This is a genomic window from Mucilaginibacter rubeus (assembly GCF_014643835.1).
GTDB classification, from domain to species: domain Bacteria; phylum Bacteroidota; class Bacteroidia; order Sphingobacteriales; family Sphingobacteriaceae; genus Mucilaginibacter; species Mucilaginibacter rubeus.
In genome coordinates this window covers 345,866-367,307 of sequence record NZ_BMKD01000003.1, presented here as the reverse complement: position 1 = coordinate 367,307, position 21,442 = coordinate 345,866, and the positions used below count along the sequence as shown (strand labels likewise).

Annotated in this window: 20 protein-coding genes; 10 read left to right on the top strand and 10 right to left on the bottom strand. The window is 42.6% G+C overall.

Annotated elements, in window-relative coordinates; all coding sequences use genetic code 11:
- The first annotated feature begins 73 nt into the window (after positions 1 to 73).
- Together IEX80_RS11810 and IEX80_RS11805 are read left to right on the top strand one after the other, a co-directional pair.
- Entirely contained in the window at positions 74 to 1,060 is a 987-nt protein-coding gene (locus IEX80_RS11810) for a long-chain-fatty-acid--protein ligase (RefSeq protein WP_188833016.1), read from the top strand.
- A 121-nt stretch (positions 1,061 to 1,181) separates the two neighbouring features.
- The gene (locus tag IEX80_RS11805; protein ID WP_188833015.1) at positions 1,182 to 1,895 is read left to right on the top strand and encodes a PH domain-containing protein; all 714 of its coding nucleotides are present in this window, start codon (positions 1,182 to 1,184) and stop codon (positions 1,893 to 1,895) included.
- Positions 1,896 to 2,019: 124 nt separating this feature from the next.
- Here IEX80_RS11805 and sucC read toward each other — a convergent pair whose 3' ends face one another.
- Positions 2,020 to 3,213 (bottom strand): ADP-forming succinate--CoA ligase subunit beta, encoded by a 1,194-nt coding sequence (gene sucC, locus IEX80_RS11800; RefSeq protein ID WP_112658139.1) that lies wholly within the window; start codon positions 3,211 to 3,213, stop codon positions 2,020 to 2,022.
- Positions 3,214 to 3,610: 397 nt separating this feature from the next.
- On the opposite strand from sucC, the gene IEX80_RS11795 reads away from it, so the two are divergent.
- From IEX80_RS11795 to IEX80_RS11780, 4 genes are read left to right on the top strand one after another with little or no spacing between them, the layout of a single operon-like run.
- Positions 3,611 to 4,270, top strand: a complete 660-nt coding sequence (locus IEX80_RS11795) for an ABC transporter ATP-binding protein (RefSeq protein WP_090531462.1) — start codon at positions 3,611 to 3,613, stop codon at positions 4,268 to 4,270.
- Positions 4,271 to 4,274: 4 nt separating this feature from the next.
- A complete protein-coding gene (locus IEX80_RS11790; protein ID WP_112658085.1) occupies positions 4,275 to 4,574 on the top strand; it encodes a hypothetical protein in 300 nt (99 codons plus the stop codon).
- Positions 4,574 to 5,182: an HAD family hydrolase gene (locus tag IEX80_RS11785; protein WP_091163021.1), complete on the top strand. Its 609-nt coding sequence runs from the start codon at positions 4,574 to 4,576 to the stop codon at positions 5,180 to 5,182. The genes IEX80_RS11790 and IEX80_RS11785 overlap by 1 nt, the downstream gene beginning before the upstream one ends.
- Positions 5,183 to 5,236: 54 nt before the next feature.
- Positions 5,237 to 6,763 (top strand): S41 family peptidase, encoded by a 1,527-nt coding sequence (locus tag IEX80_RS11780; RefSeq protein WP_188833014.1) that lies wholly within the window; start codon positions 5,237 to 5,239, stop codon positions 6,761 to 6,763.
- 223 nt (positions 6,764 to 6,986) lie between these two features.
- Here IEX80_RS11780 and smc read toward each other — a convergent pair whose 3' ends face one another.
- The 8 genes from smc to IEX80_RS11740 all read right to left on the bottom strand — a co-directional run bounded on the left by smc (position 6,987) and on the right by IEX80_RS11740 (position 16,858).
- Positions 6,987 to 10,529 (bottom strand): chromosome segregation protein SMC, encoded by a 3,543-nt coding sequence (gene smc / locus IEX80_RS11775; RefSeq protein ID WP_188833013.1) that lies wholly within the window; start codon positions 10,527 to 10,529, stop codon positions 6,987 to 6,989.
- 323 nt (positions 10,530 to 10,852) lie between these two features.
- Positions 10,853 to 11,638: a PhzF family phenazine biosynthesis protein gene (locus IEX80_RS11770; protein ID WP_188833012.1), complete on the bottom strand. Its 786-nt coding sequence runs from the start codon at positions 11,636 to 11,638 to the stop codon at positions 10,853 to 10,855.
- A 181-nt stretch (positions 11,639 to 11,819) separates the two neighbouring features.
- The gene (locus IEX80_RS11765; protein ID WP_188833011.1) at positions 11,820 to 13,253 is read right to left on the bottom strand and encodes an early set domain-containing protein; all 1,434 of its coding nucleotides are present in this window, start codon (positions 13,251 to 13,253) and stop codon (positions 11,820 to 11,822) included.
- Positions 13,253 to 14,227, bottom strand: a complete 975-nt coding sequence (locus IEX80_RS11760; RefSeq protein ID WP_188833010.1) for an aspartyl protease family protein — start codon at positions 14,225 to 14,227, stop codon at positions 13,253 to 13,255. The genes IEX80_RS11765 and IEX80_RS11760 overlap by 1 nt, the downstream gene beginning before the upstream one ends.
- A 61-nt stretch (positions 14,228 to 14,288) precedes the next feature.
- Entirely contained in the window at positions 14,289 to 14,954 is a 666-nt protein-coding gene (locus IEX80_RS11755) for an ATP-binding cassette domain-containing protein (protein ID WP_176623099.1), read from the bottom strand.
- The gene (locus tag IEX80_RS11750) at positions 14,936 to 15,259 is read right to left on the bottom strand and encodes a hypothetical protein (RefSeq protein ID WP_139160014.1); all 324 of its coding nucleotides are present in this window, start codon (positions 15,257 to 15,259) and stop codon (positions 14,936 to 14,938) included. Before IEX80_RS11750 ends, IEX80_RS11755 begins: the two co-directional genes overlap by 19 nt.
- Positions 15,260 to 15,553: 294 nt before the next feature.
- Positions 15,554 to 16,405, bottom strand: a complete 852-nt coding sequence (locus IEX80_RS11745; protein ID WP_188833009.1) for a methylated-DNA--[protein]-cysteine S-methyltransferase — start codon at positions 16,403 to 16,405, stop codon at positions 15,554 to 15,556.
- Between the two features lie 99 nt (positions 16,406 to 16,504).
- Positions 16,505 to 16,858 carry a DUF488 domain-containing protein gene (locus tag IEX80_RS11740; RefSeq protein WP_218117122.1) on the bottom strand — a complete coding sequence of 118 codons (354 nt, stop codon included), beginning with the start codon at positions 16,856 to 16,858 and terminating at the stop codon, positions 16,505 to 16,507.
- Positions 16,859 to 16,971: 113 nt separating this feature from the next.
- Between IEX80_RS11740 and IEX80_RS11735 the strand changes: the two genes are divergently transcribed.
- Positions 16,972 to 17,691 (top strand): 2OG-Fe(II) oxygenase, encoded by a 720-nt coding sequence (locus IEX80_RS11735; RefSeq protein ID WP_188833008.1) that lies wholly within the window; start codon positions 16,972 to 16,974, stop codon positions 17,689 to 17,691.
- A gap of 47 nt (positions 17,692 to 17,738) precedes the next feature.
- Positions 17,739 to 18,350: a hypothetical protein gene (locus IEX80_RS11730; RefSeq protein WP_188833007.1), complete on the top strand. Its 612-nt coding sequence runs from the start codon at positions 17,739 to 17,741 to the stop codon at positions 18,348 to 18,350.
- Positions 18,351 to 18,357: 7 nt separating this feature from the next.
- Here the strand turns inward: IEX80_RS11730 and IEX80_RS11725 are convergent, their stop codons facing one another.
- Positions 18,358 to 19,041 carry a Type 1 glutamine amidotransferase-like domain-containing protein gene (locus IEX80_RS11725; protein WP_188833006.1) on the bottom strand — a complete coding sequence of 228 codons (684 nt, stop codon included), beginning with the start codon at positions 19,039 to 19,041 and terminating at the stop codon, positions 18,358 to 18,360.
- A 482-nt stretch (positions 19,042 to 19,523) separates the two neighbouring features.
- On the opposite strand from IEX80_RS11725, the gene IEX80_RS11720 reads away from it, so the two are divergent.
- Together IEX80_RS11720 and IEX80_RS11715 are read left to right on the top strand one after the other, a co-directional pair.
- Positions 19,524 to 20,717, top strand: a complete 1,194-nt coding sequence (locus IEX80_RS11720; RefSeq protein WP_188833005.1) for a sensor histidine kinase — start codon at positions 19,524 to 19,526, stop codon at positions 20,715 to 20,717.
- A gap of 10 nt (positions 20,718 to 20,727) precedes the next feature.
- Entirely contained in the window at positions 20,728 to 21,423 is a 696-nt protein-coding gene (locus tag IEX80_RS11715; protein ID WP_188833004.1) for a LytR/AlgR family response regulator transcription factor, read from the top strand.
- Positions 21,424 to 21,442 lie beyond the last annotated feature (19 nt).

Here is a 21,442-nt window from a genome sequence, read left to right as displayed (position 1 = left end):
CAATTTAATCCCGGTTCAGATAATCTGCACATCTGAAATCCGCACATCTGCACATTTACTTATCTTTGCCTCAATGGACAAACCAGGTAAACAGGAAATATTTTCTATCAGCACCGAAAAGCAATTTAACGACGCTGCCTTGCGGGTTTTCAACTACCAGGCACAGCATAACCCGGTTTACAGCCAGTTTATTGAAGGATTGAAAATTGATCTGTCATCAATTACATCTTACAGCCAGATCCCATTTTTACCTATTGAGTTTTTTAAGTCACATACTATATTAAGTACCGATGCGCCCGTTGAGGTAACCTTTACGAGTTCAGGTACTACCGGGATGATCACCAGCAGTCACCGGGTTACAGATAAAACCTGGTATGAGGAAAGCTTTCGGCGTGCCTTCAATATTTTTTATGGTGATATCAGGGATTTTACCGTACTGGCTCTGCTCCCGTCCTACCTGGAGCGTGAAGGTTCATCGCTCATTTACATGGTTGATGACCTGATTAAACAATCAAATCACCCGGATAGCGGTTTCTTTTTGTATAATCATGACGAGCTGTTTCATCAACTTAAAAAACAGCAGGATGCCAGGAAACCTACGCTTTTAATAGGTGTTACTTTCGGTCTGCTCGATTTTATTGAAAACTACCAGGTCAACTTCCCTGAACTGGTTGTAATGGAAACCGGCGGCATGAAAGGCCGTCGTAAGGAAATGATTCGCGAGGAGCTGCACGCCATTTTGGGCAAAGGCTTTGGTGTAAAGCAGATCCACTCGGAATATGGAATGACGGAGCTGCTGTCACAAGCTTACTCCAAAGGCGACGGCATTTTCAATTGCCCGCCATGGATGAAGATCATCATCCGGGATACTAACGATCCGCTCAGTACGTTACAAACTGGTAAAACAGGCGGCATCAGCGTTATTGACCTGGCCAATATCAATTCCTGCGCGTTTATTGCTACGCAGGATTTGGGCAGGATTTACCCTGATGGCTCTTTTGAAGTATTGGGCCGGTTTGACCAGTCAGACATCCGCGGATGTAATTTGTTGATTGCTTAATACCATTTGAGAATCAAATGTTAAGAATCACGTTTCAGGAAAACTTGATTCTTAACATTTGATTCTTGACTCTTTAACAGGTATAATTGTTATTTTTGCGCGCATCATAAATGCTAAAAATATGATTGAGAAATTTTTAAACGAGGAACAGGACCCTAAAACAGTTGAAAAGGTTTATTCACGCCTTGTTGATCTACTTTCTTCAGGCGAAGAGGTTATCTACATTGCCGTTCAGAAAAAGCCGCTGGTAAATCTTTTTCCTGATTGTATAGCTATTACCAACAAGCGTGTGCTGTTTTTTACCCCAGCCAACCTGGGGCTATCTATCAAGTTTGTTGATTTTGTTTGGAAAGATATCGTTGACGTATATACCAAGGAAGAAATTATCGGCTCCATTTTCAGCGTAAAAACCACCGGTGGCGCCGAAATGGCAGTTGATTACCTGCCTAAAGTTCAGGGCCGTAAATTATACCAGTACGCCCAGGAACGTAAGGAAGTTGAGCGTGAAGCCCGCCGCCAGCGCGACCTGGAACAAAAACGTGCCGAATCGGGCGCTATCCAGCTGGAAAATTCGCCTGCAGGCGCTTTTGTAGCACCGGCATCGCCTCAGCCGTTTTCTCAACCAAATGGCTATACAGCACCGGCCGCACCGGTAACGCCACCCGCACCAGCCGCGGCACCGGCTCCTGTTGTACAGGAAACACCTCCGCCTGCCGCACCAAAGCCTGATGAGCTTACCGAAAAACTAAAAAAACTAAAAACCTTGTTTGATAATGGCCTTATTTCGCAGGAAGAATATAACGCCAAAAAACTTGACCTCTTGAGTGACTTATAGTCTTTTAGGGGACATCGTACCCTTATAAAAAAAGAGGCTGTATCAATGTGTGATATAGCCTCCTTTTTTTATCTATAGGCTGGCAATTAATCTCTAATTACCAACCTCTAATCTCTAAAAAGAATTAAAGCGCTAAAACCTCTTTAACACGGTCGGCAGCTTCTTTCAGCAATATTGCCGAGTAAACTTTCAAACCCGAGTTATCGATCAGTTCTTTTGCTTCGGCAGCGTTTGTGCCCTGTAAACGAACAATAATTGGCACCGGGATATTACCGATCTCTTTGTAAGCATCAATTACACCTTGCGCAACACGGTCGCAACGAACAATACCACCGAAGATGTTGATCAGGATGGCTTTTACGTTAGGATCTGAAAGAATGATATTGAAACCAGCTTTTACAGTTTGCGCGTTGGCAGTACCGCCTACGTCAAGGAAGTTGGCAGGCTCGCCCCCGGCAATTTTAATGATGTCCATAGTAGCCATAGCTAAGCCGGCGCCATTAACCATACAGCCTACGTTACCATCAAGCTTAACATAGTTGAGGTTTGATTTGCTGGCTTCAACCTCGGTTGGATCTTCCTCATCAGTATCACGCATTGCAGCGTAATCCGGATGACGGTAAAGCGCGTTATCGTCAAGGTTTACCTTTGCGTCAACAGCTAAAATTTTATTATCAGAGGTTTTTAAAACGGGGTTAATTTCAAATTGCGATGAGTCGGTACCTTCATAGGCTTTATATAAAGCAGCAATGAATTTGGTCATGTCTTTAAATGCTTCGCCTTCAAGGCCAAGATTAAAGGCTATTTTACGGGTCTGGAAGCCCTGTAAACCAACTTTAGGATCAATCTCTTCTTTAAATATAAGCTCAGGGGTTGAGTGTGCAACTTCCTCAATATCCATACCACCTTCGGTACTGTACATGATGATGTTGCGGCCACGTGCGCGGTCAAGCAATACGCTCATGTAAAACTCTTTGGTTTCACTTTCGCCCGGATAGTAAACATCCTGTGCAACTAAAACTTTCTTAACTTTTTTACCTTCAGGACCAGTTTGCGGAGTTACCAGCTGCATACCTAAAATATTGCCGGTATGTTCTTTTACCTGCTCGATGTTTTTGGCAAGCTTAACGCCGCCCCCTTTACCACGGCCACCTGCGTGGATTTGTGCTTTGATCACTACCCAGCTTGAGCCCAGGTCTTCTTTCAATTTTTGGGCAGCCTCAACAGCCTGCTCAACAGTATCGGCTACAATGCCTTCCTGAACTCTAACGCCATAGCTTTTTAATATAGCTTTACCCTGATATTCGTGAATATTCATGTTTTGAAGAATTTGCGGTAAAGCTACAATTTTGTTTGAAACGGTAAACACCTTGTTTCAGTTTATTTGCCCTTATCGGGGTAAATAACATTGTATTTACAAAGGATGCAAAGTACGGGAAACTTAGGGAATTGAATATTAAGCACGCTAAGGCGCAACGCCGCAAAGAAAAAGTGGTACAATTTGTTTTCAGTTGAGAGCCTCCTTAAATCATTTCATTTAGCTCTTTGTCAGAATCAGGATTTACAGGATTTTAAGATTAATAGAATGTTCGTGAAATCAGAAAAATCGGGTGTCAACATAATCAAGAATCATCAACGGTAAAAATCGGTGAAATCATAAATCAATCGGTGTAATCCCAACAAAATAAATCCAGCTAATCCGTTAACTTTGCCAAATGCTTAAAGCCAGATCTATCCATAAATCATACGGACAGTTACAAATATTAAAGGGCGTTGACCTTGAGGTACAAAAGGGCGAAATCGTAACCATCGTTGGGGCTTCAGGTGCCGGAAAAAGCTCATTACTTAACATATTAGGTACCCTTGACCGGCCAGATTCGGGCACTTTAACCATTAATGATATTGAACTAAACAAACTAAATAACAAACAACTAAGCGATTTCCGGAACCGGCAGATTGGTTTTATATTCCAATTCCACCATTTACTGGCCGAGTTCAGCGCTCTTGAAAATGTTTGCATCCCAGCCTTTATAGCGGGAAAATCAAAATCTGAAGCGGAAAAAAAAGCGGCTGGGTTGCTTGACCTTTTGGGGTTGAAAGACAGGTTGCACCATAAACCTAACCAGCTATCGGGCGGCGAGCAACAACGGGTAGCTGTGGCGCGTGCGTTAATCAACAATCCGGCACTTATTTTTGCCGATGAGCCTTCAGGCAACCTTGATTCGGTAAACGCGCTCGAGCTTCATGAATTATTTATTAAGTTGAAGAATGATTTCAGGCAAACCTTTGTAATTGTTACTCATAATGAAGATCTTGCAAACTTGTCAGACCGCACAGTTACAATGAGGGATGGTTTAATTGTTAACGGTCAATAGCCATATGAGCATTTTAATTACCGCCGCCACAACGGCTCAAGCCTACCAGCTCAAAAACAAACTGGAAGGAAAAAATATTATTTTGGGTGATCATATGGACCTGCCTGATTTTATGATAAAAACCGGCAAAATGATATTGTTGCCCAATCCAGCTTCGGCAAGTTATACACATGAAATGCTAACGCTTTGCCTGGATAAAAGCATCGATTCGGTTTATTTATTAAGGCCTGATGAAACAATACTCTTGCTAAAGGCCGAAACCCTTTTTAATGAATACGATATAAACCTACACGTAATTGCTTAATGGACTATAAGGATATTGATAAACGTAAAACAGCTTTTATTTTTGAGTTAGATAATGTGCTTTATCCGGCAAAGGATTATTACTTTCAGGCTTATTACCTGTTTGCAAACATGCTTGAATATATTGAGCTGATAGATGCAAAGGCAGCAACCAAAGTATTAACTGATACGTATATAGCTGAAGGGAAGGATGCCGCATTTAACCGTTTAACGGAGCAGTTCCCGGTGGCCGAACAATACCGCGATAAATTTGAGAACCTGCTTTTAACTGCCAAATTACCGCTAAAACTGCTTTTATATCAAAATATACTTACCTTAATGCAGGATATTGTGGTCGACCGCAAAAAATTGTTTATTGTAACTAACGGCAATGTTCAGGAACAGGTAAATAAAATTAAACAAACCGAATGGCACGGGCTGGAAAAATATCTCCGCTGCTATTTTACCGAAGAAACCGTACCAAAACCCGAACCAGATGTAATTAACCTGCTTATTCAGGAACATGGCCTCCAGCGTAAAGAAATAGTGATGATTGAAAATTCGGAAACAGATAAGCTTTGTGCCGAAGCCAGCGGCATTGACTGTATCAGTGTTGAAGACTTTTTATAGTATTACCTATAACATACTTACTAACAAGGCGTTTTAATACTTAAACTCAAGTGTATGAGAAAAATATTTTACTTTTTAGCCCTTATTTCCGTTGCATCGATATCTGCCTGTAAAAAAAATAAACCTATTAATAACGGCGATGATGGTACTACCGGCCCGCCAAGCACCGGTACCGCTCTTGATCGTATAAGAGATTCTGTTTTTTTATATCCACAGGAAACCTATTTGTGGTACAACCAGCTTCCAACCTATAAAAACTTTCAGCCCCGTAATTATGTCAGTACTGATACTATCACCGGGTTAAGCAGCGAGGTTGACCATTTATCGCAATATGCCATAAATCCGGCAAGCTCTCAACCGTATGAATATTATGATAATACCGGCACGGCCAAATATTCGTTTATTGATGATGGATCCGTATCAAATGAATTGAGCGGTAATGGCGGCGACTTCGGTTTTTCGGTATTCTACCCTACGCGGTCAGATTTGAGAATCAAATATGTATACCCTGGTTCACCTGCTGATAAAGTAGGTATTAAACGCGGGTATCAGATCACCAAAATAAATGGGCGTACCGACCTTGCTTACGATGACGGAGGTTCGACTACCCAATTTGTAATACAAGCCTATGCATACAGCAAAACTATCAGCATGACATTGGCCAGACCGGATAATACTACCGTTGATGTAACGCTTAATACTGCTAACTATACCATAAACCCTGTTATTACTTATAAAACACTGGACGCCGGCTCGGGCAAAAAAGCAGGCTACATGGTTTTTAATTCTTTTACTGATAAAACCAATGCCGGTCCTAAAATATTAGAGGCCTTAAACAGCTTCACTGGTATTTCCGATTTGATCGTTGATTTAAGGTATAACGGTGGCGGATCCGTAGAAACTGCAGAATACCTTGACAACCTTTTAGTACCATCGGCTAAGAACGGCACTAAGATGTATACAGCTTATTTTAATGATAAGCTTACAAACGATAACTATACCTTGTTTAAAAACCTTTACGAAATACCCAAAGGATTTTTTTCGGTAAGCAACCAAACTGTTAATTTCCAAAAACAAGGGTCACTTAATTTAAGCCGGATATTCTTTATAGTTGGTAGCGGTACTGCCTCAGCAAGTGAGTTAACCATTAATAACCTGATCCCTGAACTGGATGTTGAATTGATCGGCTCTGTCACCTATGGCAAGCCTGTTGGTTTTTATGGTATTGATATCAATAAATACCAATTGTATATGCCAATGTTCTCCACAAGAAATTCGGCAAACAATGGCGATTATTATACCGGTATGACACCAGGACAAGGCATTTATAAAGGTGTTAGTGCTGTCGACGATCTGACGAAAGATTTCGGCGACCCTACCGAAGGTTTATTAGCACAGGCTCTAAGTTATATCTCTACCGGCAAGTATAAAACCGGTTCAGTAACCACACAAAGCCTGGCTACCTCATCAAAAAACGTGCTTTCGGCCGATCAGAAACGTGCGATGGAACAGAGGTTCACCCGCAGCAAAGTAAAAGGTTTGATGCTTAAAACACCATCGGTGTTTAAAAAGAAGAAATAAAATTTTTCCGTATCATTTAAAGGTGGAGGGCTGAAAAGCTTTTCGCCTTTTTTATTATGCTAAAGCTACGCTTGCCGTTGTTGATGTTGTCACCAACAACTTTATGCTATGCGTACCGACTTTAGTGGTTAATAAAATCCTACAGGTATAACAAGTCGTTGGTGACAACACCAACAACGGCGAAAGGCGCGAGCTTTTAGCTTTCCGCCTTAGGCTTTAAGCTCTAATCAGCCAGCTCTCTTAAATCAACGGGAACAACGCGGGAAATCCCCTGCTCAACCATGGTTACGCCGTAAATAACATCTGTACTTGCAATAGTTCGTTTGTTGTGGGATACAATGATGAATTGAGAGTCTTTGGAGAAGGTACGGATAATGTTATTGAACTTATCAATATTGGTATCATCAAGCGGCGCGTCAACCTCATCAAAAATACAGAAAGGTGCAGGCTTAAGCAGGTACAGCGAAAAAAGTATAGCGGTTGCCGTAAGGGTTTTTTCCCCTCCCGATAGTTGGTTGATGGATAATGGTCGTTTACCTTTTGGCTTCGCGATGATATCGATATCTGACTCGAGCGGATGATCAGGATCAGTCAGGATCAGATCGCATGAATCCTCTTCATTAAACAGCGAGCGGAATACTTTAATAAAGTTTTCGCGCACCATAATAAACGCGGTCATGAACTTATCTTTCGCGGTATCATCAATCTCCTGTATGGTAGCCAGCAATGATGCTTTGGCTTCACTCAGGTCTTTCTTTTGCGCCTGGATAAAAGTATAACGCTCATTCATTTCGTTATAAGCCTCTACCGCCATCGGATTTATGGCGCCAAAATCATCCAGCTGTTTTTTTAGCTTTTCGGCTTTCTCGCGCAGGTCCTGCTCACTTTCACCTTCGGGTACTTCGCTTTCCGGCAGGTCTTCAATATCTATATTAAACTCAACCGAAAGACGCTCTTTCAGCGCGTTCAGATCTATCTTTAAATTATTTCGTTCGTCGCGCAGCTCATTCTCAATAACTTCGCTGTTTTCTTTTTTGCGCCTCAATGAGCTTACCTGACTCTCATTTTCGGTGATGAGGCCGCGCCATTGATAGTACTCCTGTTCGGCTTGTTGTGTGGCCTTTTCCAGATTTTCCTTCTGCTCGTACATCTCCAACAAGTTGTCATCCGAGTTATCGGCCAGCTTCAGGTTTTCCTGTATGGCAACCTTTACCTTTTCGAGTTCAATGGTGTTTTGACGGATCCGTGTATCAAGGCTTTCCTGCTGAGTGTCACGATAGTCGAGGTCTTTCATTAAACCCGACACTTTATTTTGCTGCTGATGGAAACGGATATTTTCCTGGTTGTAAGCGTTCGATTGAACCGATACGTACTCATTAAGCTCGTTAAAAGCCATCTGCTTATCGGCCAGCAAATCGCTTTGAATCTGACGCTGGGTTTTCAGTTCGGCCAGTTGCGGCTGTAGGGCAGCCATTTCATCTTTTATACCTGCAATTTTGCGGGCGATATCTTCCTTACGGTTAAGGCTGTTTTCAATAAAAGTTTGATATTGCTCCTGGCGCGTTTTTACAGTGATCAACTCGTTATTTAAACGGTTCAGGATCTGTTGCTGCTCATTAATCTCAGCTGCCTTGGTTGAACCGCGTAATGCACCAAGTTTATTTTGCAATTCTTCGGATTTTGTTCTGAATGCGCCCACCTGGTTCTCTATCCCACGGATCTCCTTAGCTAAATTCTCCAGGTTTTTAGCACGACCGATCCTTTTACCCTCAAACAAACCAACCGAACCACCGGCCATGGTATGTTTTGATTTATTGAACTTACCGCTCTTGCCGATTAACACAACGCCCTGCGGTAAAGTTTCGCTATTGATCTGGCCTTCTTTATCGTCATCAACCAGGTAAACACCTTTAAGCAGGTAATTACAAAGCGGCAGGTAACGTTTTTCAACCTCAATAACACTAAGTGCCGGGATAGCCCCCCCCTTTTCGAAGCTGATTTGTGCAGGCGATTCATCAGCGTAGTTATTCAGCACAAAGAAATTTGCTCTGCCCTTTGCCGAATTGCTCAACAGGCTTATAGCCTTTACTGCATCGTCGTAGCTTTCAACCACGTAATAGTTCATGAGCGGTTCAAGGTAGTTTTCAATGGCTACACGAAACTCCTCCTTACAAAAAAGCACATCGCTAAACAAAGGTGCATTTTTGGCCCAATCGGTGTTCTTTTTCAGGAACCTGATAGATTCGGGGAAACCCTCCAAGCTATCAACCATACTTTTGGTAAGGTTGTATTCGTTTTGCTTGGCATCAAGGCGACGGCTCTCTTTTATAATGGTATCCTTAACCGAGTTCAACTCAACATCGGTTTCGGCAATTTGTTCTTTTAGCTTATTTTCAAACTCAACAGCCTGCTGAAACTCATCGTCGAGTGTTTCCTTGCGGTATTGCAGCTCGGCAACCACCTGGTTAAAGTGCGAAAGTTCCACCTCTTTATTGGTGGTATCTTCCATATTACGCTGGCTTTCCTGCTCCAAAGCCTGTTGCTGAATTTGCAATATATCCAGGTCTTTTTCTGCCTTATAAGCCTGATTTTGCAGGCGGGTATTGATATTGTTAAGCTCGTTGAGCTCATTACGGGCTTCGGCTTGTTGTGCACATAATTCATCAACGGCTTCTTTTAAATCAGAAAGTTTGCTTTGGATGGTTTGCAGCGCTTCATCCTCGGTGGCCTTTTCCTCGTTTAAGCGTTTAATGTTATATAAAACGTGGTTCAGCTGGTTTTTATCGCGTTCTAACTCTTCAGTCAGACGCGATTCTTTATCTTGTTGAAACTTCAACTGTTCATTCTTGATCTTCTTTTCGCTTTCGTAAGCCCGGATCTTTGAAACAAACTCATTGGTTGTTTTTTGCTGCACCGAAAGGTTCTTTTCTTTGGTGATACTATCCAGCTTTTGTTGTTGCAACGTTGCTTCCAAAGTATCTATCTGGATAATAATATCGCCTTTCTCGGCTTTATGCTTTAGCTCCTGCTCCTCTATCTTTTTCAATGATTCGCTAAAAGCCACGATCCTGAACGAAGCCAGCATAATGCTCAATGTTTTATACTGCTCCTTGAGACGATAGTATCGTTCAGTTTTCTTCGCCTGATTCTCCAGCGATTTGAGGTTTTTCTCAATCTCAAACAGCAGGTCATCAACACGGGCCAAATCGGCCTCTGTCTCTTTCAGCTTACTGAAAGTTTGCTTTTTGCGGAGCTTGTATTTAGAGATGCCCGATGCTTCCTCAAACAGGTTACGGCGTGAGCCCTCCTTATTGGTGATGATCTCGTCGATCATCCGGAGCTCGATGATAGAATAGGAGTCGGAGCCGATACCCGTATCCAAAAAAAGATCGGTAATATCCTTTAAACGGCACTGTACATCGTTAAGTCGATATTCGCTTTCGCCCGTGCGGTAAAGCTTACGGGTAAGTGTTACCTGCGAATAATCGGTTGGCAGTACGTTTTTTGTATTATCAAAAGTGAGGGAAACTTCAGCAAGGTTAGCCGATTTACGGCTTTTGGTGCCGTTAAAAATAACGTTATCCATTTTCTCCGAACGGAGCATCCGGGTGCTTTGCTCACCCAAAACCCAGCGGATACTGTCAACAACGTTCGACTTACCACAACCGTTAGGCCCGACAATAGCGGTAACGCCCTCATTAAAATTGATGGTTATTTTATCGCCAAAACTCTTGAAGCCTTTGATTTCTAAACGGGTAAGCTGCATTTAATTTATTAAGTACCTTGCAAAGTCCAAACCTCCAAAGTAATTATAAATAATTGAGTTTTGAAAGTATATTTTGATTTGAGGTGAAAGGAAAAAGGCGAAAGGAAAAAGGATAAAGGCAAAAGGTTACTGGCAGGGTTTGTATAACGTCACTGCTTTGTTCCTACCGATGACAACTCAAAAAGGGTGTCATACTGAGTTCATCGAAGTATGGTGGGCAGGCCTCTGCACACAACCGTTCGGCAACTCAGGGTGACAACTCCTTTTTTGCCATTTACCTTTAGCGGCCCGGACTTTTAGATATTCGCAATGACAATTATAATTTAAACCCTTATCTCCCCCTTCAAATAAGTAACCGCTTTGCCACTCATCAACACGCGGTCACCTTTAAGCTCGCACCAAAGTTCACCGCGGCGGGCTGAGAGCTGATAGGCATGAAGCTTATCTTTACCAAGGCGTTTTGCCCAGTACGGGATCAGGTTACAATGTGCAGATCCGGTAACCGGGTCTTCGGGGATGCCTGCGCCGGGGGCAAAAAAGCGTGAAACAAAATCAGAGTCATCGCCGGGTGCGGTAGCTATGATCCCTACCGTATCCATTTTTGACATGGCGAAGAAATCGGGCGTAAGCTCCCTGATATCCTGCTCGGTTTCATAAACAATGAAATAATCACGCGAGCGCAAAAATGCTACGGGCTGCTTTTCACCAAGCGCTTCGGCCAATCCGTTTGGAGCCTCAATTGGAATAGGTGGCCTTGACGGAAAATCCATAGTATATTTATCGCCATCGCGCTTTACAATTAGCGTTCCGGCCTTTACGGTTTCAAAATGAATTACATCTCCCTCATATCCCAGCTCCGAAAACAGGATATGAGCAGATGCCAGGGTAGCATGTCCGCAAAGATCTATCTCATACTCGGGCGTAAACCAGCGAAGCTTATAACCATCGTCGTTTTTCACAAAAAAAGCGGTTTCGGCAAGGTTATTCTCAATGGCTATCATTTGCATGGTAACATCGGGCAACCATTCATTAAGCGGGCAAATAGCCGCCGGGTTACCGCCAAAAAGCTTATCGGTAAATGCGTCGGCCTGGTATATGGGGATGGTCATAAAAATATTGTATTTTAGCTAATATAACGAGGTGAGAATCAAAAAGCAAGAATATGAGAATCAAGATGCGAGAATACGAGAATCATGATGCAAGACTGTGAGAATCAAGATCTTTCTTATCCAGCTTCTTTATTTTTTTTTGCTTCTTTATTCTTGTATCTTGATTCTTGCAATCCTGCTTCTATAATTGTTCGATCCATAAAACGGAATTACCCGAATTATATTGGTTAGGTTCGTAAAGTTTATTGCCAGGGTCTATCATCCATTTACCATCCACAATAAACTTGTACAGTTGCTTGCCTGGCTTCAGGTAAACACTTACAGTCCACTCTTTACCGTTAAAAGCAAGTGTGTAACCAAAATCATCAAAGTTATTAAAACTGCCCGCTAAATGAACCTTTTTAGCATTATTGAAACCGCTTAGCTTAAACGTATAATTTGGCTTCACCGAAATATATGAATTAACAACGCCGCCCTCCATCATATTACGAGGGTTTTTGGGGTCGGTGATCCAGTTATCATCCACAACAAACTTATAGCCATAATTGCCCGGCGGAATAATTAAGGACGATGCCCAGCCCGTTTTGGTTTTGGTAAGCGGGATCAAGCCATGCTCCCAATTATTGAAGCTTCCACCTACGTACACTTTCTTTGCGCTGGTATAACCGTCAAGCTTAAACACAACCGTTTCGCCAAGGTTCAGTATTGAGTTTGTATATCCATCAGCGGCCTGGATCTTATTGGGATTAGCAGGGTCGGTGATCCATTTGCCATCAACCAGGAAACGATACGCCTGTGTGCCTTCGTGCAGGTAAAGCTGTTTTTGCCAGCCTTTGGGGCTTTTATCGAGGACGATATTGTTAGCGTCCCAATCATTAAAGCTCGCCGCCAGTGTTATTTTACGGGCATTGACGTATCCGTTCAGCTTAAAGGTGTAGTTATAACGAAAGTATATCGAATTATCGTCATGATCGCTCACCAGGTTGTTATAACGGTCGCTGATCCAATGGCCATCCACAATAAATTTATATTCATATTTGCCGGGTTTCAGCTTTATGTCGGCAATCCAACCGCTGTCGGTTTTGGCCATGATACCTTTAAGGGTGCTCCAGTTATTGAAGTTGCCTGATAGCAGTACCCTTTTACTTTGGGCGTAGCCGGGCAAAAAGAAACGGGTTAAACCAGATGCTAATTCATGAACAGTGACTTTAGCAAAGTTATTGATACCGAAATTAACATCAGCCGGATACCCCGGCGACTCATTATCATTGTTATCTATTTTAGTAGTTATCAGGTAAGGAGTAACTTGTGGGTTCAGGTTAAGGGCCTCAAGCGGCCTGTCGAACTCTATTACATTTCCCTGTTTTTCGGCCATTGTCCAGCCGTCTTTTTTCAGGGCGGTAAAATCGCCCTTCAAAATAGCAGCGGCATTTGCACCTTTTAACCCGGCTTTTTTGAGCAAGCTATCTACCTCCGCTTTAGTCGACCGCATATCAATGAGCAGCCTCAGGTTATCGCCGCCCATAACCAGCTTACCGCGTTTTTGCGCGCTTGCAGACAAAGCCATGCAAACCATCGCAAAAAAAACAATAACTATATAGGCCCCTCTTTTCATTACTGATTATTGTAAATGTACATTTCAAATTCTTTTTTAACAAAGTTGATAGTGAATATGCCCCTTACAAAGAAATCGTAACCCAATACACCATCTATTGTGTAACCATAAGCGTTCCCCATTTTTTCGAGATTGGTGATCAGGATCCGGTTTTTCATATACTTGCGGTCGCCCACAACCAGGTTATCAAAACGGGTATAGATCACCTCGATAGAAGTACCGCCAATCCCCATAATTTTTGAGCGGCTAACTACCTCCATATCGGGCATTAGCTTTTTTGATCTCCTGTAATCGAGCAAGCTGGTTTCTGCGGCGCTGTCAAAAGCGAACCAAAGCGAATTATCGTTAACAGTACCCTTCATTAAAATAACATCATTAAGTATGCGGAAAGGGCTTACCATAAACCGGTCATGAAATACTTTCTCAGCCGGAGGGATATTGCCGTTTTCGTCAAGCTTTTGAATATATAGTGTATTACGGAACAGATCGATTGTAATGGCAAAATCTGAAAATAACCGGGTACCCAGCAATCCCAATATTTTGATCCCTTTGCTGTTTTCGATAGAAGACAGATCGGTAACATCGGCCCTGAGCCTTGGATAATGTAGGTCAAGGATGTTAAAATTACGGATATAAGTAGTAAAAGAGCTGCCGGCAACCCCGTTGATTCCTGCAGATTCCTGCTCAGCTACGTGTGGCAGATCCCTAAAATAGGTTTCATTTAAAACCAGGTACGGCGCGCCGGTATCCAGCACAAAATTACCTTCAAGGGTATCGATCTGAGCTTCAATAAGAATTAGGTTCCCAGCCCTTTTTATCGGAATGACTAAAGTTTTAAAATCACCGGTGGGCGATGGATCAGGATCGGGCTTTGCATTTTTAAAGGTGATGCCATTGATAGTCACTTTCTCGCTGCCCGCCGCACTGAAGCAACAGAAAACTAAAAAAAAGATCAACAGATAAACCTTAGGCATCGTATTAAATACTATACCTAATAGACCCTCATTTTATGCCTTAAGTTACACAGTCTAACAATTAAATAATGTGACTGATGTACCGGTACCTGATCAGATCATCAGGGTTGTTGATGGCTTTGGTGCTCCCGTCGGTAATTAGTACTATTCTATCGGCCACGTCAAGGATATTATAATACTGATGATCGGTAACAATGATACCTTTTACCTTAGCGCATTTACGAATGATACCCTTAAACATTTCCGCCTGCACCGGCGAAACATGAGTAAATGGCTCATCGAGCAATATAAAATCTGCCCGGCTGTAAATACACATCAGGGTTTCCAATTGCCTGAGTTCTCCGCCGGATAGCTGGCCGGGCTTTTTGTGATGATGATCCTGGTAAATTGACAATGAGGTAAATTCATCAGTAAATTGAGGATCGATAATGGTACCAGCAAGGCTTTGGATCTTTATATTTTGCGGCAGATAATTGTGCTGGGGCAAATAAGCTACCCGACCATCGTCATAACCTTTATAAATGTGTTTATCGTCGATGCTGACGTGCTTGTAAGTTGGCTTTAGGCTACCGAAAATAACCCGCAGCAGCGATGACTTGCCACAACCGTTGCGGCCAAGCAAACCTACCACCTCACCCTGGCGGCAATCGAGATAAATATCTTGTAAAATCTTGCGTCCATCAAACTCGAGGTGAACGCTGTCGGTTTTTAAAATATACTGACCCAATATTTTACCAGTTTTAAGAGCGATAACAGTATTCCGTAGGCCAGGGCATCGCACGTAAGGGCGTACAGGTATAACCTGTCGATCCCGTAACCTGCATTACGGAAGTAGAAGAAGGTTTTAGTTGAGTTGTAATTATAATACCGGAAGCCGATGATTAAACCATAACTCATTATTTTAAAAATGTATGATTCTACAATATTAACCTCTCCGCGAAACAAATAGTAGATGCAGATCATGTTGATGGTCATGCACCATAACAACATCGACTTATAAAAATACCAGGTGATTTTTATGGTGTTACGCATTCAGCTAATCATGACAGGTGAGCTAAAATAACGCAGGTTGTGGCTTAAAATTTTCCTCGCAGGCAATTCTATTTTGTTCGCCTGCTGGTTCACCTGGCGAACAGGTTCGGGGATGCGGTAATTGCCGACACAGTTTTTGATGAGCCCGGCACTTTACTCCACACTGATGTGTTGTTCCAGCGATCTGTAAAACCGGACATACTCATTTTTATGTTTACGTCCACGCTTACTTTAGCGTTGCTATGTAAGCGCGGACGCTTGAAGGGAATTACATATCCCCTTTGCTCACAAACCTTATTCAACCCGCTCCTTTAGCGCTGCTTCCCAGCCTATTATTGCGTTTTTACGGGTACTGCCCCAATGATACTGACCTATTTCGCCGGTTGATTTTATTACCCGGTGGCAAGGGATCAGGAACGCTACGGGGTTACTACCTACCGCTGAGCCGACTGCTCGGTAAGCATTTTCGCTGCCTGCTTTTTTGGCAAGTGAGGCATAAGTGGTTAATCCGCCGGGAGGTACTTTCAATAACGTCTCCCACACCTTGATCTGGAAATCGGTTCCTTTTAAATGCAGCTTGATCTCGTCCAAACGGCTCCAGTCCTGTGTGAAAATAAACAAGGCATTTTGCTGGATTCTGTCAACTAACTGGTTGTATCCGGCGTTTGGGAAACTTATTTTCAACTGCTCCAAAGCTTTCTCTTCCCCATCATCAACAAAAGCCATATGGCAGATACCTTTGCCCGTTGATGCCACGATCACCTTACCAAAAGGCGTATCGGCAAATGAATAATTGATCTGCAGCATAGCCCCGCCGTTGCGGTATTCGCCAGGGGTCATACCTTCTACCTTAATGAACAGGTCATGCAGTCTGCCACCTCCCGAAAGCCCTGTCTCCAGCGCGGTATTAAAAACATTGGTGTTGTCCTGCTTTAATATTTCCTTGGCATGTTCTACACTTAAATATTGCAGAAACTGCTTAGGCGTTACCCCCGCCCAATCCTTAAACATCCGCTGAAAATGGAAGGGACTTAAATTAACATGTTCCGCAACTTCATCCAGTTTAGGCTGTGCCTTAAAATTCTCCCTGAAAAAGCCAATCGCATCGGCTATGCGGGTATAATCTATCTCTTGTTGAGTTTTCATAAAGCCTTATATTTAAATAATTCAATTGTGTTTTTTAGTATTTATAACACAAAGGTACCGGCCTCGCCCATGCTCAACAATCCGATTCTTGCGGAGTTTTCAGGCGATATGCTCTTCGATTATCTTGCTTAAAACTACCGCATTATTTAATTTCGGCTCTTTTGAAGAAAACACCAGCGTCACTGTTTTATGCTGCCTGATATAATCTACCAATTCATCCAAAACCTTTGCACCCTCAATTTCGGCGCGGTATTTTTGGTTAAAGGCTTCAAATTTTTCAGGATCATGGTTATACCATTTTCTTAGCTCGTTAGATGGTGCTACACCTTTAAACCACTTGTCAATCCGTTGGTCTTCCTTTTTTATCCCCCGCGGCCAAAGGCGGTCCACCAAAACTCTAACGCCATCTGCCTCGGCATAAGGTTCGTAAACCCGTTTAAGTTTAATCTCCATGATATGTATTTAATAATTTCTCTTCAATGAAACCGACAGTATAAATTCCGCAAGAATCGGATTGCCCGCCAATCTGCCTAACGATAGTTTTGGTCCTATTCAAAATAACAAAAATGACACCGGAACAAACACTTAAAGATCGTATCAAAAATCTTGATTGGGATCAAATTAATAAAACATTACATGACAACGGTTTTGCAATTGTTAAACAGGTTTTAGGTGAACGCTACTGCGATACATTAATCAGCGATTATGACGCAGATGCTTACCGCAAAACCGTCAGCATGGAGCGCTACAGATTTGGATATGGCGAATACAAATATTATAATTACCCGCTGCCTGCTATTATAACCGATTTAAGGGAGAGCGTTTATCCGTACATCGTACCTGTCGCCAATAAATGGATGAAAGAGCTTGGTATTGACAAACGATTCCCTGGCACCCATGAAGAAATGAAACAGTTAAGCCATGAAGCCGGGCAAACCAAACCCACAGCCCTGATATTGCAATACACAGAAGGCGGATTTAACACCCTGCACCAGGACCTTTACGGTGAAGTATATTTCCCCGTCCAAATGGTTTTCATGCTCGATCAGCACAACAGAGACTATACAGGCGGCGAATTTGTAATCACCGAGCAAATTCCGCGGGCGCAATCAAAAGTTAATGTACTTACTCCTGACATGGGTGATATGGTTTTATTGACCACTAACTTTAGGCCGGTAAAAGGCAGCAAAGGTTATTACAGGGTAAATATGAAGCATGGTGTAAGCCCGGTTCACAGCGGTAAGCGCCATAGCCTGGGCATTATATTTCATGACGCGCTGTCTTAAACTGATTGATGTGACTTTGATCCTCACCATTGAAAACAACGTATAACATGCTGCAGAACCGCGTAAATCCATTTGGACAACTTATTAAAACGACAGCGCGAGGTTCCTGGCTCGGTAACCGGGGCGTAATCCATAATGAAGACAAGGAAATTGTGCGCGCTTTTAAAATTAAAGCCTGGATAACCTGCGCTTTGGAGTTCAGGGGCCGACACCGGGAAATCATGCAGTCCGACCGCTGGACTGAACTCTTCTTCCTTGATGAAGCCACGGCATTTTCAGCAGGGCACCGGCCTTGTTTTCAATGCAGGTATAAGGATCATCAGCGATTTAAAGAGTTTTGGCTAAAAGGCAACCCTCAATACGGTTTTGACATGAAAACACCGGTAGCCAAAATAGATGACATTTTGCAGGCAGAGCGCATTACAGCTGATAAGTCAAAAGTTACCTATCAAGAAAAACTAAAAGCCCTGCCTAACGGCACATTTGTAATTTATGATGACAAATCACATTTACTCAAAGATAACCTGTTGTATTTATGGAGCCCTGCCGGATACCAAAAAGGAATAAGGCTCCCCAATGTGGATATAATCACAGTACTAACTCCCCGGTCAATTGTGAACATGTTCAGTGCAGGGTATGTACCTCAAACGGGGCTTTGAATATCCTTTAGCGGCCTGCCATAATCTCAGGAGTAAATAATTTCCAATGCCCCTCAGAAATAACCTCGACGGCTCCGTCAATCACTTTAATCGCGGTTTGATCGTCAATAGCGTATGATTGTACTGGTATGGAAGCAGCCAGTTTCTCAATATTGGCCAGGGAATTGTTCGGGAACCACTCATGATCCAAATGCGGGTGGATAGCAAAGTCAACAAAACTTAATGACTTATCACTATCAGCCGGCAGCATATGGTTGCCATAGGTAGTACCAAAGCGGGTCATGATCATACTACCGGCACTCAGGCCAACATATACCATCTTTTGTAAAAGCGAGGGCAGCAGATCCGCCAGCCCGGATTGCTGCATCCAATAGGTCAGGTACTGGCAGTCTCCACCACCTACCAGTAAAGCATCGGTTTCCCGGAGCATATCAACCCATAACTCTTTTTTGATACTGGGTAAGGCGGTAAGTTCCAATAAGCCCAGCGACTTCCAACCCAATTGGCAAAAGGGATCACCTAAGGACCCGCAAATAACCCTTCGTACTATGTCGCCACCGTTGGGTATAGCGTATATCGCGGTAGGGATAAAAAGGGCGTTCGCTTCGGCAAACGGTTTGCCCAACAGCTCTATCAAAGCATTTTGAATACTCATATTGCTGATTCCGGCAGATGTAAGAAGTAGCTTCATAATTTGTTGGATTATAATCAATGTTAATAAAAACGCTGAATTAAATTCATAAAATATCCAAAACTCCCCCTCCATCCATTCAATTACCTTGTTCGTCGGTACAAAATTTCAGATTAAAACCTCAGGGCTACCTTTACACCATCAAATAATAATTTGATCAGTGATAAGGTTTAGGTGATAGCCCCCAAACAGCGAGTGCAAGGGGGCTTTCTTATATAATCCACTCATCCCTATTTTTAGGTAAAACACGCCGCTACCCCGTTCATCTATACAATTTCCCAATTCACCGACACATGGTTGTTAAAACCCCCGCTCATCTTCACCTTTGATTTATAATTCAGAAGCAGGGACACTGAATTATAGTTTTTTTCGTATAAGATGAAGCACCTGTGCAATGTACAGGTGCTTTTTTTAAATTCGATGCTAAAATATGTGCCAGCCAGTAGCTCCGGCATTGATGAATAAAAGAATCTTAAAATAAAATGATCCGCTCAAAAGCAACCACTTTTTTCATTCATGCTGCAGGCTGGCTTGTGTTTTTAGGGTTCCCGCTATTATTCATGAACCGCACACAGCAAAGCAGTGCCGGCACCTATACCGTCCTGTTTTCGCCTTACTACTGGCTGTTTTGTCTCACCTATATATTTATGTTTTACCTGAACGCCTGGTATCTGGTGCCAAAGTTCGTGTTCCGTAAAAGATATGTCTGGTATGGGCTTATTGTGCTATTACTTTCAGGCTTTGTTTACTTTTTGCAGCCTTTTGATAACCTGCTCCTTCACAACCTTGTTAAAGGGAATAAACCTGTAGCAACAACAGCCCCTAATCCACAGCCTATAGGGCCGCAAATTACGCTTACGGGCATTGACAGCTCAGCACCTAATCAGCAAAACATGCCTTTTGGCCCGTTGCCGCACGAAGATCTGCGGATGCAGGACCCCAGCCTTAAACCCACCAACCGCATTATTTTTATTCATCAATCCGGTAATATTGATATGGTAGGCTTATTTATTTTTATCATTGTAATGGGACTGAGCGTTGCCATTGCCACGGTTCAAAAATGGCAGCTTACCGAGCAGATGGTTACCCGTGCCGAGGCCGAAAAAGCTCATGCCGAACTCTCTTTTCTTAAAGCCCAGATCAATCCTCATTTTTTATTCAATACGCTGAATAATATTTATGCCTTATCGGTTACCAATAGCGAGCATACTTCCGAGAGCATCATGAAACTCTCTAACATCATGCGCTATGTAACCGATGAGGTAACGGAGGATTTTGTTTTACTGCAAAATGAAGTTGATTGTATCAACGATTATATCGATCTGCAACGCCTGCGACTCGGCAAAAAAACAAAGCTTGATTTTGAAGTTTCGGGCAAGATTGACAATCAAAAAATTCCGCCCCTGATACTGATGACCTTTATTGAAAACGTTTTTAAATATGGCGTAAGTAAACACCAGCCATCAGTTATTAATATCTGCTTAAGGGTAAACGGCAACCAAATGCTGTTCATCTGCAAAAATACCATTTTCGAAAAACGACCTGCCACCGAACGGAAAGGGATTGGCATTGCCAATAACCGCCAGCGCCTGCAACATATTTATCCTAACAAACACCGGCTTGACATTAGCATAGCCGATGGCAATTTCATTGTTGAACTGGAGATTAACGCTTAAACTGTTTATAATGCAATTAAAATGTGTAGCTATTGATGACGAGCCGCTGGCCCTTCAAATAATTGAAAAATATGTAGCTGAATATCCCGCGCTAACATTGGTTAATACTTTTGAGGATGCCATATCGGGCGGGGAATACCTGAAAATGAACAAGGTAGATGTGCTGTTTATAGATATTAACATGCCTGATATTACCGGTATCGACCTGGTAAAATCATTGACTGATAAACCAATGATCATTTTTACCACTGCCTACAAAAATTACGCATATGAAGGTTACGAACTGGAAGCGGTAGATTATCTGCTGAAACCAATCAATAACCTGCGCTTTGACACGGCAGTTCAAAAAGCAATTGGTTATTATCAGTATAAGCACGCCGATACCACAAACGAAGGCGACTTTCTGTATGTGCATTCAGAATACAGGCTCATCAAGATCAATATCAAAGACATTGAATATATTGAAAGCATGCAGGATTACATCAAGATCCATATATTGGGTGTAGCCAAACCCATACTAACACTGATGCCATTGAAAAGTGCAATTGAAAAGCTGCCTGCGTCAAAGTTTATTCGTATTCACCGCAGCTTCGTGGTAGCGCGTGATCAGATCAGGTCTATCCACAACCGCAAGGTAAAACTAACCGATGTGGAGCTTCCTGTAGGTACAAACTATACCGATTTTATCAAATACTGGCACAAATAATCAATTCATCGGCACATTA